The sequence below is a fragment of the Paenibacillus sp. EC2-1 genome (genome assembly GCF_049311625.1).
Taxonomy (GTDB): Bacteria; Bacillota; Bacilli; order Paenibacillales; family Paenibacillaceae; genus Paenibacillus_AQ.
In genome coordinates this window covers 1,508,484-1,521,282 of record NZ_CP186006.1, presented here as the reverse complement: position 1 = coordinate 1,521,282, position 12,799 = coordinate 1,508,484, and the positions used below count along the sequence as shown (strand labels likewise).

Genomic DNA, 12,799 nt, shown 5'->3' with positions numbered 1-12,799 from the left:
ACCAATCACTCCCTCCAATAATAATCACAATTATAGTCGTTTATTTTTTAATAACATAGTGTATAAAATCTTATTTATTCCGATCTTTTGGAGGAAGTATGAAAAGTTCGTCGTACATTAAAGAGCCGCATGTTAGTCAATCCTAACATGCGGCCCCTATATGAACCCGTAGCGATTATTCGTCCTTCTTGTTCGGAACGTTAAGTGTTACTTTAACTTCTCCTTGGTTACCTAAGCTGCTCTCTTCAATGACTTGGATAGGTTCCTGTGCAATTTCGAACGTATAACCACATTTTGAGCAAAACCGATCGTTAATCGATACTTGTATCCCGCAGGATTTACATGTCTTCTCATCGGTCAGATTTTTGATTAACTCTATGTTTTGCTCAATCTCCCATTTCAACTGCAAAATATGATTAATCTGTGGTTCAAGCTGCTCCTTCGAAAGCGGCCATCTTCCTTCCTCTGCTGCATCAAAAACAAGCTTTCCAATTTCTTGATACTTCTCCTCAATCTCATTCTTCTTGCCGCTGTTCTGCAATTTGATTCGATTAATCTCCACCAGCGTCTTAGCTTTGCTCCCCGCCTCTGCAACACCGGCTTTAAATTTATCCATAAAACTCATGGAAACACTCCTTTCGAACCTACACATCATATCTTTTGTTCTAATACGTGAAATAACTGGTATTCGTTTCAACTCATTGTAAAGGAATCTAAACGGAAGAACAGCATTACTAATCGCTTGAAATAGATTTCTCAAGGGAAAGCTACATCAAGGATATTCTTAACCTTATTCTTATAGAACTGGACAGTCTACCAGTATCTTTATTAGGTTATTCATTAGGTTTCCTGTAACCGTTTCTCCAAAGGGTATTCTTCACAACAAGTATCTGTTGTTCTTCGCCAATGGCCTGTGAAGATCCTACTTTGTGATTCATCATTCTCTATCCGGTTTATCGTTACATATAACGTCCCGCTTTGTGTCAATATATAAATGGAAAGGACTGAGCAGATCATGAGTGATAAAAATCCAGAATTTAATGGACGCTTCCCCGGAGTCGATCCTATTCCTGAACCAGACAGGCCCGATCAAGCTGCAACGGATATGTTAGATGATATCGTTACAGGTATTCTGGAGAACAAGAATGAGAAAGAGATCAAGGAATCTTACAAGCAATCTAGAAGTAACAACCTGAATGACCAATAACAATAAGGAGTTGTCCAGTAGGTCTATCAAGTGACCTAGGCAGCTCCTTTTCTGTTGGAAAATATTTATTTGCGTTTTCTGCTAAAATCCATCAATCTCTTTTTGAGATCAATTATGATCTGTGTTATGATGAATTGAGAAAGGTTGGATGGAAAGGAGGTGGGACAAAATGAAGCGAATTTACAACGTTTCACGAAATATTACAATGTTTGTCATTCTTTTTATCATCGCATTTGCGTTGTACTTTCCTGTACAAGATCAATACGGGAATGAGAACGTTCAGGGACGTTCTGTTCATGATACGCACACTCATGTTAAAGCTTCTGCAGTGAAGAAGACGAATCATTCGGTATCCAAGCATTTCAATTCTGGAAAGATTGTTATGATATTGTTTGGTTTTACATGTCTTCTAATGCTCCGTGTCCCGAAACCAAGACTTCCGTACCGACCGATCATTCTTTTAAGGCTCCGCCTCTTATTCTTATCCCCTATAAAATTCACCTCTACTTATGTGTGATTCCTTTCACCTGCATCGCATTCTTAAAGATGCGTTCTCTTAGGTATATCTAAACCTTTTTTCCTTATTGTTCCACCATTCAGATCTATATTTTAAGAAAAAGCCCATTTCTGTAGGCTTATTTGAGTTTGTTATTTTTTAATTAAAATAAGTGTATTCCTTAGGAGGATTTATTCGATGCATGTGCGTGAAAGTGATTTACCTGGTATCGGTAAGAAGTTCGTTATTGAAACTCGTGGAGGAGATAAAGCCGTTGTGATCATCCATGATGATGGTCGTCGTGAAATGTACCATTTCGATTATGATGAGCCCGAGGAAAGCATCTCCATGATCTCGATGGATGATGATGAAGCCAGACAGTTAGCTGCAATTGTAGGCGGGCTTACTTATAAACCAAAAGCACTTGAAACCATAGACATTGCTCTTGATGAGTTAATTATTGAGTGGTATCGGGTTGAATCCCAGTATTATGGTGTAGGTAAATCAATTGGTGAACTTGGTGTGCGTCAAGCATCGGGAGCCACGATTATCGCAATCGTACAAAAAAACCAAGGCAAACAGATTAACCCCGGCCCTGAAGTTGTCATCAAAGCTGATACAACACTTGTTGTTGTCGGTGAGCGCCAACAACAACGACTATTTAAACAAATATTGTTGAACGGAAGTGGTTGAATAGATGAATCATCTTGTATTTGAAGTTGGATTGGCGATCGCTCTGATCGCTTTAGCGGGTTTGTTATCTTCCAAACTCCGTTTTTCCGTCATCCCATTCTATATTTTGATTGGGATGGCGGTTGGGCCTCACGCTATGCAGTGGTGGCATTTTGACTTCCGTTTTATCGAAAGTGCCCCACTAATAGACTTCATGGGACGCATTGGCGTATTGTTCCTGCTGTTCTACCTCGGTCTTGAATTTTCAGTAGGTCGTTTGATTAAATCAGGTCGAAATATCGCCGTTGGCGGAACGATCTATATCGCAATCAACTTTACACTCGGTCTACTGATTGGAGTTATCGCGGGCTTCCCAATAGCTGAAATACTCGTTATTGCTGGTATTACAACCATCTCATCCAGTGCAATCGTCGCTAAAGTGCTTGTTGATCTTAAACGAACCGCCAATTCAGAAACAGAAATGATTCTAGGCATCATTATGTTTGAAGATGTGTTTCTAGCTGTATATATCTCCATTCTTTCAGGTCTAGTACTCAGCGGTTCGTCTTCTCTAGGGGGAGTTCTACTCTCGGCTGCTATAGCACTCGGATTTATGCTTCTTGTACTCATTGTTGGTCGTAAAGCCGTTCCTCTGTTGAACCGATTACTGAATATCCGTTCTAATGAATTATTCGCACTTGTCGTATTTGCGGCATTGTTCTTACTGGCAGGATTCTCAGAAACGATACATGTGGCAGAAGCTATCGGAGCTCTTCTACTAGGCTTGGTCCTGGCTGAAACGGAACACGCGAAGCGAATTGAACATCTGATTCTGCCTTTCCGGGACTTCTTTGGCGCAATCTTCTTCTTTAGCTTTGGATTAACGATTAATCCGCTTGAGCTTGGCGGTGCCGTGTGGCTGTCCTTAGCAGCTGTTATCGTTACACTCATTGGAAACTTTACTGCAGGTATGCTTGCTGGACGAAGCGCAGGACTGTCCTCCAAAGCTTCCGCCAACATCGGATTAACTATCGTATCACGCGGAGAATTCTCTATCATCCTCGCTAATTTAGGCAAAGCAGGTGGTCTAATGACGATTATTCAACCTTTTGCAGCGCTATATGTATTAATTCTCGCTATACTTGGACCTCTTCTCACTAAAGAATCCAAGCATGTATATAACCTGTTAAATAAGATCTTCAAATTTAAGGATCACCGAAAAAAGAAACATGAACCTGTCATATTAAAAGAGGATGGTTCGGTTTAATCACTTGCCCATTCAACATAGAAGTAGTTTGGCAACTTGTTGGAATGGGGTGAGTTAGCCCGGATCATCGTCCTACGATTTTCGTTCATCTGAAAGTAGGAGTGAGCCTAATGTTTAAATCATTTGAAGCTCAAGACGGTGCACAGCGTGCCCCTTCATTATTTTCACAACGAAAGCCGCTATTTATGGTTATTATAGGGAGCCTAGTGGCATCTTTTGGGCTGGATATGTTTCTAGTACCGAATGGATTTATTGCCGGAGGAGTGACAGGCATATCTGCCTTGGCTTCACAAATTACCGGACTGAAGACTGGAATGTTCCTGTTTATGCTTAACCTGCCTTTAGTCATCTTTATGTTTCGCGAATCGAATCGCAATGTAGCCTTTCGAGCTGCGGCTGGACTTACCGTCTTCTCCATCTGTTCATTGCTGCTCCACCCTCTTCCCCCGCTAATTGAAGGGGGAGCCGCAGCAGCTGGGCTGGGAGGCTTCTTTCTAGGTCTTGGGATCGGCATCGGAATCAAACATGGTGCTGTGATGGATATGCTAGTGCATAATCCCAAATTACCACCACCACTGGTTGCCATCATTAATAACTTGCGTCTGTCCAATGCAGGGATTGTTATCAATGTTCTCATTCTATCCCTAGCTAGTTTACTGCTTGGATTAGAACAGGCTATGTATTCCGCAATTGCTTGCCTAATGGCACTTGAGGCTGCTCGGTTAACGACCTCTGGGTATACGCTAAAGCGAGAAGTTATCATTCATAGCTCACATACACAGGAAATTCAAGATAATATAATAAAGCTGCTAGGAAGAGAATCCGTGTCTGTTCCTCCCTCACTAGAGGACAACAACCGATCTGAGTATGCGTTATTATATCAAATTCACCTAATGGAAACCGCTAGAGTAAAGTCACTCGTACGCAGAATAGATCCGGAGGCCTCCATCTCCGTCTCCCCTATTCGGCGCAAATAACAGAGAAGGACTGTCTCCGAAGTCATGATCGTGACCTAGGGAACAGTCCTTTTTTTGAGGGAAATAATTTATAATCTAGCAAAACGATTAGAAATACTAGTCATATAATTACATTTCGACTCATAATCTATGAATATATAAACAATTGAGAGGCTTGCTGTATTCTTGATACAAATCTTCGTAAAATTCATTATAACTGCCCCGCAACAGAAATAAAGCACCCCTTTTTATATTGGCTGCTTTTATCTCTGTTAATCATCTTCTAATTTAGCAGTACTCTCACCCTGACGTGTCGGAAGCATATCTGGATAATCCGTAATGATTCCATCTACTTTGGCATGCAGAAGAGAAGGGATATCAAATAGATGCCTTACATTCCACACAAACACCTTCATCCCAGCATCGTGAACTCTTTGAACTTTCTCCTCTGTTACCAGAGGACGAGAAATACTGAGCACCTGTGCAAAACGTGCAAGTTCATACAGCCTCTCATCCCTGAGCTCATAAGAATTAGATGTCAAGACAGCAAGCGGCACTTCTGGAAGTAGCTCATGAAAGAGCCGAAGAGATGTAATATTAAAGGACTGTATAATAATTTGATTTTGTAGGTTAAGGGACAACTCTTGATTATATTTTTGAATGATTTCGGCTGTCTTTTGTTCGATACCCGAATTTTGAGTTGATGACTTAAGCTCGATCAATAAAGGTATTTTTCCACCGAAATACTGAAGTATATCATCCAGAGTCGGAATCTTCTGTCCACGAAATCTGCTATTATACCATGATCCTGCATCTAACTGTCTTAATTGATGCAAAGTCATATTCTGTACTGTACCTCTACCACTGCTTGTCCGGTTTAACCTCGTATCATGAAAAACAACGACTTGTCCGTCGTTGCTTAGCTGAACATCCAATTCAAGCATATCTGCACCCATTTTGTACGCTTGCTCAAAGGCTGCCATCGTATTTTCCGGGGCGTATCCTGACGCTCCTCGATGAGCGATCCGAAGTACGTCACTTGTTTCCGGCAACCATACCTTACTAACTAGTTGCTCCAGAGACGTGTATGTGCTGCCAAGAATAAGGGTAAGAAGCACCCCAATAACCACTGCCAACCTTAATTCCACTCTCATGCTGTTCACCCCTTTACAAAGCGAAAGCCTTTAATCCAACCTAGTTTTCCCGAAAAAAATGATTCCATGAGAAGTTAATATCAAGACTACTCATCGTGCTACTACCTCAAATACAATCGGGTGAATTTCCCATTTACACTTGTAATATGAACCTAAATGGAGTAAGTTGAACATATATGAACAATACAGTGTTCATAACTACATTGTGAAGGGGAATAAACATGATGGAAAGACGTTATGCATCACATCCAAATGAGGTCAAACAATTCGATACTCAGCGCCTTCGTAAAGAATTTCATATCCCAACTCTATTTACACCAGAGAAGCTTGAGTTAGTACTATCCCACGAGGATCGTTTGATTATAGGTGGCGCAGCACCGGTACAGCAGGAAGTGAAACTAGAGACGGATCTAAAAGAACTTGGTGTACCTTTTTTTCTGGACCGGCGTGAGCTTGGCATCATTAACGTTGGTGGAGAAGGAACCGTAATTGCAGACGGAGTAGAGTTCTCGCTTCATCATAAAGAATGCCTATATGTCAGTATGGGAACGAAAGAAGTTATTTTTAAAAGTGCAGATAAGAATCAGCCAGCTAAATTTTATCTAAACTCAGCACCAGCACATAAAGAATTCCCAACAGCCAAGGCATCACTTGAGGAAGTCGATTCAAGCGCACTCGGCGATATAAAAAATTCAAATGACCGCGTTATATACCGATTTATCCATCAAAATGGTATTCAAAGTGCCCAGCTGGTCATGGGGATGACCCTGCTAAAGACCGGAAACATGTGGAACACAATGCCTGCACACACACATCCACGCCGGATGGAAGCATATATGTATTTTGACCTGCCAGAGGACGCAGTTGTATTTCACCTTATGGGCGAACCCACAGAGACACGTCACATCGTCATGAGAAACGAGCAAGCTGTTATTTCTCCAAGCTGGTCCATTCATAGTGGTGTAGGAACAAGCAATTATACATTTATATGGGGCATGGCAGGCGATAATAAAAGATACGATGATATGGACCCCGTCTCCATGCATGATTTAAAATAGAATTAACAAACCAAGTGGAAGAGATGAACGAAAATGAACCCTATTAGACGATACGAAAATATTATGGAGCTATTGCTTACGCATAAAGAAGTCACGGTAGCGGAGCTCAGCAGCAAGCTTCAGGTGACAGGAAAGACGATTCGAGAGGATTTAACGAAGCTGGAGGAACAGGGGCTTATCGTCCGAATTCATGGAGGAGCTATGCTGGCTCAAAAGGACCAATTCGGTATTCTTCCTTCCAAAGAGCCACTGACCATACATGCTGATGAAAAACATCAAATTGCAAAGATGGCAATTCGGCATATCCAATCTGGAGACATTATTGCCTTGGATGGAGGAAGCACAACACTCGAAATTGCTCGATTACTGCCAAATGAGCCCCTAACCATCGTTACTAACGACGTGTATATCATTAGTGAGCTAGCGCCCAAAAATCATATTCGGCTTGTCGTTCCTGGTGGATACCGGGTTAGAAATATGCTAGCTGGTCCGGAGTCTGCCGTGTATGTTAAGCAGTTAAATATCCAGAAGGCTTTTGTGTCAGCAACCGGGGTACATTTAGAGCATGGGCTATCGATTTATACAGGTGATCTAATTGATTTCAAGAAGGCGCTAGTCAGTACTTCACGTGAAGTGTTCGCTGTAGCGCATCATCAAAAATTTGGACAAACCGCATTGCGAACATTTGCTGCAGTAAATGAGATAACGGCAATCATTACCGATCAAGACCTACCTAAAGAAACAGCTGAACTGTTCAAAAATGAAGGTATCACCCTTGAAATTTCCAGCTAATTGCCTCATCCGAAAGCTTATTATGTGTTTAAAGGGGTGTTTTTTACTATGAGTCCTTTTGATTTATCTGGCAAGACTGCAATCGTTACCGGAGCAGCTCGTGGGCTCGGTCAAGGCATCGCAATAGCACTTGCCGAAGCAGGTGCTGATGTCGTGGCAGTCTCCTTCAGTTCAAGTGAAGATACGGTACAAGCAGTTCGTTCTCTTGGGAGGCAGGCAACCGAGATTCAAGTTGATCTTAGTGATCACTCTAAGCTTCAAGCAACATTCGATGAATCCCTTGCGCTAACGGGACAGGTCGATATTCTCGTTAATAATGCCGGAATTATCCGCCGTGCTCCAGCCAAAGATCATAGTACGAAAGATTGGTTTGACGTTATAAATCTCAATCTAAACAGTGTTTATCTCCTGTCTCAAATTGCAGGACGCCATATGATAGATAGAGGGAGCGGCAAAATCATAAATATCTGCTCTATGCTGTCTTACCAGGGCGGAATCAATGTCCCGGGATACACTGCAAGTAAACACGGTGTTGCTGGTCTCACGAAAGCGCTTGCTAATGAATGGGCTGCGAGCGGTGTTCAAGTCAATGGTATTGCACCTGGTTATATTGAAACGGACAATACTGCACCTATACGACAAGATCCGGAACGAACCAAATCAATTACAGACCGAATCCCTGCTGGACGCTGGGGAACGCCTAAAGATATTGGAGGCCCTGCCATCTTCCTAGCTTCATCCGCTTCAGACTATGTAAACGGCCACGTTCTATGTGTGGATGGAGGATGGATGGGAAGATAATTCAGTTCTGAAAATACATAACAGCTTAATTGGCTCCTTCTACTGGGCTAATTAAGCTGTTTTTGGTATCTAACCTTTTTAGCTCCTTCTTAAGGAATACAACGAACAGTTTCGGATAAGCTAACACTTACAACCAGCAGTCTATGGATGCGAAACCTTGGTTTAGAAAGGATAAGGCTGAAATGACCGGTCATAAATACGCCAAAAAAATCATATTCATCACATTTCTGATCATAGTGCTTATGCTTCCGGGATGTGGAAAAAAAAGCTATGATAGAGTCCCGAACCCGAATATGGGAGTGGCACCGTATCGTGTTCAAACAGGTGGATTACTCCAAAATGCTGCACTCCGTGACACCCTACGTATCGGAATCGAAAAAAATTATCCACCGTTTAGCTATCGTGGAACCGGAGGGCGACTGACTGGCTTCGATGTTGAGATCGCCGAGGAAGTGGCCCGCCATATGGAGATGAAGCCTGTTTTCGTTGAAACGGAATGGAAGGATCTGCTTTCAGGCCTATCCGAGGGGAAATATGATGCTGTATTCAATGAAATAGCCGACCACAAAGATCGACGGTCTTTATATGATTTCTCCAATGTTTACATGGCATCTAATCCAGTACTTGTCACCCGTTCAGATGATAAGAAAATTCGTACCTTTGAAGACCTTAAAGACATCTCCACAGCCGTTGAAGCGAACGGTGATTATCAGCGAATTGCCTCTAAATATAAGTCTAATACTGTGGTTACACACAACTTTTTGTCATCTGCTCAATTGCTTGTTGACCATAAAGTAGATGCCGTACTTACCGACAGCTTATCGATGTTGAACCTGCATCAGAATGATCCCGAATTCCCAGTAAAAACAACAGATTCTCTCGACCATGTGACCCAAGTATGTGCGGCATTTGCCAAAGGAAACTCTGACCTAGTGGCTGCAGTAGATCATGCACTGGAGACGATGCAGGCTGACGGGAGTTACTTGGCAATATGGCGTAAATATTTTGGCGATTCCCCATCCGCGTATAAAGGGATTATGGATCGCCAACGATAGTCCTCCCGGTTATAGGTTTAGGCATGAAAATGCACCCCTTAGACAATCCTAAGGGGTGCATTCCAATGCTGACTTATTATTATTGGTCTACGGAAGATTTTACTTCTTCTGTCGATGCATCATCATCTGTGTCAGTTCCAGCAGCTACTGCACGAGGGATGATAATCGATGCTAGAACCTCTTCACCAGATGCACTTAACGTGATACCTGATGGAAGTTCAATGTCTGCAACCGTAAGTTTATCACCAATATCCAAGTCGGAAACATCTAACTCAATAGATGTAGGTAGATTTCCAGGAAGTCCTTCTACCTCAAGTTCTGTTTCTTGTATTTGCAAAATGCCGCCCGTTTTCGTTCCTTTTGCCGTTCCTTGATAATCTAGCGCAACGGAAACACGAACGGTCTTATTCATAGAAATGTGCAAGAAATCGACATGCACGACTTTGCCATCACGTTTCTGCACATCTTTAATCAATACAGGAACGGAATCCGAACCTTTAATGTTAAGATCAAAGACTTCTGAACGTCCCGTGTGAAAAAGTTTGGTTGTTTCTTTTAGATTAACAGACACAGGAATGCTCTCCGTGTCCGAGCCGTATACAACCGCGGGAAGTCCCCCATTCTGGCGTATTTCACGGCGAGAAGCTCTCGTGAAATCATCTCGAATTTCTGCATTTAGTTGAACATTGTTTCCTTTTGACGTCATAATTAACATCCTCCTTCTACGAAACAAAGCCTATCTACTATTACCCCCTCACCTTGGTCGCTAAACAATTTTATTACTGTCTATTCGTTTCATTCCCTAGTAGAAGGGTAATGATAATTACCCCCTCTCAAATAATATATAAAATAGAGCATGTCGATCATGATCGACATGCTCTATTTGTCATTTCAACTGGCCCTATCCGAGTAGGTTCGACATTCACCACTTCCGCTGATGACTTTAATCTTTAACTCTTGTTTTCCAGGAGGAAGCATAATGAAACGATCCTGCTCCCATTCTCTTGCTTCCCATTCTTTCAATCGTACGATGCAACCAATCTGTTTCATACCTGATTCTGTACGAAAGATTGCTGTAACCCTTCCATCCTCTTTTGGCGAAAAATCAATCCGTCCATCCTGAATACCAGTACCCCACACCCATAAATTCCAGCCTTCATATTGTTGGTCTTCGCGCTCATACTCCAGCTCAATCGTCACAAGATTGTTCTTCGGACGCTCTTGATCTGATCGTAGCACCATGATCGATAACGCAGGAACTGTAATCTCGGAATGATCGATGGTCTTAATGGTCTCCGTTCCAGCTTGTTTATCATTCACGACCACATTCCAGCCATATGAAGAAGCAGGCAGTTCCATCATCGCTTCATGGTTACCGCCGTTCACAATGACAACGATATCTCTCCAACAATCTCCATTAGCATGGTTGTTGAGATGATAAGCTACCATCTGATCTCCGCAGCGAATGATCTCCATATGTTCTTCAATCTGCTCGCGATGATTCATTCTGAATGCAGAATGGGATCGTCTCAGTTCCAGTAACCCTTTATAATATTGAAATACAGGAAGAAATCTTGCTTTATGGCCCCACCGAATTGCATTGATAGCATCTCCACTTCGGTAGCTATTATGATCCCCGTATTTACTCCTTAGAAGTTCATCTCCAGCATGCATAAGAGGAATTCCTTGGGAAAGAAATACGATTCCGTTTGCAAGAATACTTCGACGCACAGGTTCAGCATCCATAACATCACCGTCAGATAATGCATAGTATGGTTGACACTTAGACACCTCTTCGAACAGATCCCCACCGTTTAGAGGATATCCATTATTCATGTGTAACAGTCCTGCTTTATGGCCCATTCCTATAGAGATAAGAACCTTATCCCATAAGTTCAGATTATCATGCACTGTAACATAATTAATCGTCTCAGAGGCTTGATCTGCAAAATCGTGAACTGAACCCATCATCCCTTCAGCTACAGCACCTTCACACCAGCCTTCTCCCGTCGAAAATCCCTTGCCGTAGCCATCATTATCCCCTTTAATCGCATGACGGTAATGATCATTAAATACAGCAAAAGCTTTACCTCGCTGTGTTCCCTTGACTGTCTTATTCTGCAGTGGACTGTCTCCACCTGTCCAGGGCTCTCCGTAAATCAATAAGGACGGGTCAACCTCATTGCGCAGTTCCTCAACAATTTCATAAATTGTCGTGGTATCAATCAAAGCCATAAGATCAAACCTGAAGCCGTCAATGTGATATTCCTCTGCCCAATAACGAAGAGAGTCTTTGATATATTTTCTTACCATAGGCTTTTCAGTTGCTAACTCATTCCCTACACCAGAACCATTGGATAGATCACCAGTCCAATTCTTTCGATAGAAATACCCCGGAACGATCGGCTCGAAAGGTCCATCCTCCACCGTATAAGTGTGGTTATACACCACATCCATAATCACTCGTATTCCCTTTTTGTGAAGTGCGAGTATCATCTCTTTACATTCACGAATACGAATCTCTGGTTTCGTAGGATCTGTTGCATAAGAACCTTCTGGCACATTGTAATTTTGGGGATCATATCCCCAATTATACGAGGGTTGACAATCTAGTTCATTCACCGTTCTAAAATCAAATATAGGAAGTAAATGAACATGTGTAATTCCCAACTCCACCAAATGATCGATCCCTAAGCTGTTTCCGCTTTCATCTTTAAGTCCAGTTTCGGTAAATGCCATATACTTTCCTTTATATTTCATTCCTGAGTCAGGTGAGATGGAAAAGTCACGTACATGAAGCTCATATAAAACAGCATCTGTTGGTTGTAAGAAAGGAGGGCGAATATCCAGATTCCAATCTTTCGGATTGCATTGAACTGGATCAACGATGGCCCCTCGGCAACCATTCGCAGATACTGCCTTTGCGTAAGGGTCGATAGCATACAGAGACTCGCCGTTCTCACGTTCAATTTTGTACATATAATATTGTCCGGCTAAATCGCCTGGGAAATGGATCGTCCATAAACCATCGTCACCACGGGTCATTTGACTTTCCTGACCACCCTCATGTCTTGTGACGACTCCTTCCTCATCGTACTGTCCAGCATCCTCATACAATACGAGAAAGACCGAACGAACTGTGGGAGCCCACAAGCTAAAAGTACATTGATTTTTGGTATAAGTTACTCCTAATTTTAAATCTCTCATATTCTTGATCGTGTCCATACTCATCATTATCACCGTCACTTTTAAAGTAGATTCATTTAATAGTATTGGCGCCTGATTCATAAGACAGACCTCTCGGACTGATAAATCGCCTATATTTTTCATTATATGCTAGG

13 protein-coding genes are annotated in these 12,799 nt (G+C 42.2%); 9 read left to right on the top strand and 4 right to left on the bottom strand.

Annotation, left to right across the window (positions count from 1 at the left end; genetic code table 11):
- Positions 1–175 precede the first annotated feature (175 nt).
- Positions 176–625: a zinc-ribbon domain-containing protein gene (locus tag ACK8P5_RS07110; protein WP_422660258.1), complete on the bottom strand. Its 450-nt coding sequence runs from the start codon at positions 623–625 to the stop codon at positions 176–178.
- A gap of 390 nt (positions 626–1,015) precedes the next feature.
- Here ACK8P5_RS07110 and ACK8P5_RS07105 point away from each other — a divergent pair, with 390 nt between their 5' ends.
- The 5 genes from ACK8P5_RS07105 (at position 1,016) to ACK8P5_RS07085 (ending at position 4,619) form a co-directional block, all read left to right on the top strand.
- Positions 1,016–1,207, top strand: coding sequence for a hypothetical protein (locus ACK8P5_RS07105; RefSeq protein ID WP_422660257.1), 192 nt, complete (start codon positions 1,016–1,018; stop codon positions 1,205–1,207).
- 169 nt (positions 1,208–1,376) lie between these two features.
- The gene (locus ACK8P5_RS07100) at positions 1,377–1,724 is read left to right on the top strand and encodes a hypothetical protein (protein WP_422660256.1); all 348 of its coding nucleotides are present in this window, start codon (positions 1,377–1,379) and stop codon (positions 1,722–1,724) included.
- A gap of 177 nt (positions 1,725–1,901) precedes the next feature.
- On the top strand, positions 1,902–2,396 hold the full coding sequence (locus ACK8P5_RS07095) for a cation:proton antiporter regulatory subunit (protein WP_422660255.1): 495 nt from the start codon (positions 1,902–1,904) through the stop codon (positions 2,394–2,396).
- 4 nt (positions 2,397–2,400) lie between these two features.
- The gene (locus ACK8P5_RS07090) at positions 2,401–3,642 is read left to right on the top strand and encodes a cation:proton antiporter (protein WP_422660254.1); all 1,242 of its coding nucleotides are present in this window, start codon (positions 2,401–2,403) and stop codon (positions 3,640–3,642) included.
- A gap of 110 nt (positions 3,643–3,752) precedes the next feature.
- Entirely contained in the window at positions 3,753–4,619 is an 867-nt protein-coding gene (locus ACK8P5_RS07085) for a YitT family protein (protein WP_422660253.1), read from the top strand.
- A 251-nt stretch (positions 4,620–4,870) separates the two neighbouring features.
- Here ACK8P5_RS07085 and ACK8P5_RS07080 read toward each other — a convergent pair whose 3' ends face one another.
- Positions 4,871–5,752 (bottom strand): glycerophosphodiester phosphodiesterase, encoded by an 882-nt coding sequence (locus tag ACK8P5_RS07080; protein WP_422660252.1) that lies wholly within the window; start codon positions 5,750–5,752, stop codon positions 4,871–4,873.
- A gap of 224 nt (positions 5,753–5,976) precedes the next feature.
- On the opposite strand from ACK8P5_RS07080, the gene kduI reads away from it, so the two are divergent.
- The 4 genes from kduI to ACK8P5_RS07060 all read left to right on the top strand — a co-directional run bounded on the left by kduI (position 5,977) and on the right by ACK8P5_RS07060 (position 9,458).
- Positions 5,977–6,810: a 5-dehydro-4-deoxy-D-glucuronate isomerase gene (gene kduI / locus ACK8P5_RS07075; RefSeq protein ID WP_422661400.1), complete on the top strand. Its 834-nt coding sequence runs from the start codon at positions 5,977–5,979 to the stop codon at positions 6,808–6,810.
- Positions 6,811–6,843: 33 nt separating this feature from the next.
- Positions 6,844–7,602, top strand: a complete 759-nt coding sequence (locus ACK8P5_RS07070; RefSeq protein WP_422660251.1) for a DeoR/GlpR family DNA-binding transcription regulator — start codon at positions 6,844–6,846, stop codon at positions 7,600–7,602.
- Between the two features lie 48 nt (positions 7,603–7,650).
- Complete coding sequence (gene kduD, locus ACK8P5_RS07065) at positions 7,651–8,403, top strand: 2-dehydro-3-deoxy-D-gluconate 5-dehydrogenase KduD (RefSeq protein ID WP_422660250.1); 753 nt, start codon at positions 7,651–7,653, stop codon at positions 8,401–8,403.
- A gap of 182 nt (positions 8,404–8,585) precedes the next feature.
- Complete coding sequence (locus tag ACK8P5_RS07060; protein ID WP_422660249.1) at positions 8,586–9,458, top strand: transporter substrate-binding domain-containing protein; 873 nt, start codon at positions 8,586–8,588, stop codon at positions 9,456–9,458.
- Positions 9,459–9,537: 79 nt separating this feature from the next.
- Here the strand turns inward: ACK8P5_RS07060 and ACK8P5_RS07055 are convergent, their stop codons facing one another.
- Complete coding sequence (locus ACK8P5_RS07055; RefSeq protein WP_422660248.1) at positions 9,538–10,164, bottom strand: 50S ribosomal protein L25; 627 nt, start codon at positions 10,162–10,164, stop codon at positions 9,538–9,540.
- A 185-nt stretch (positions 10,165–10,349) separates the two neighbouring features.
- Positions 10,350–12,746, bottom strand: a complete 2,397-nt coding sequence (gene pulA, locus ACK8P5_RS07050; RefSeq protein ID WP_422660247.1) for a type I pullulanase — start codon at positions 12,744–12,746, stop codon at positions 10,350–10,352.
- Positions 12,747–12,799 lie beyond the last annotated feature (53 nt).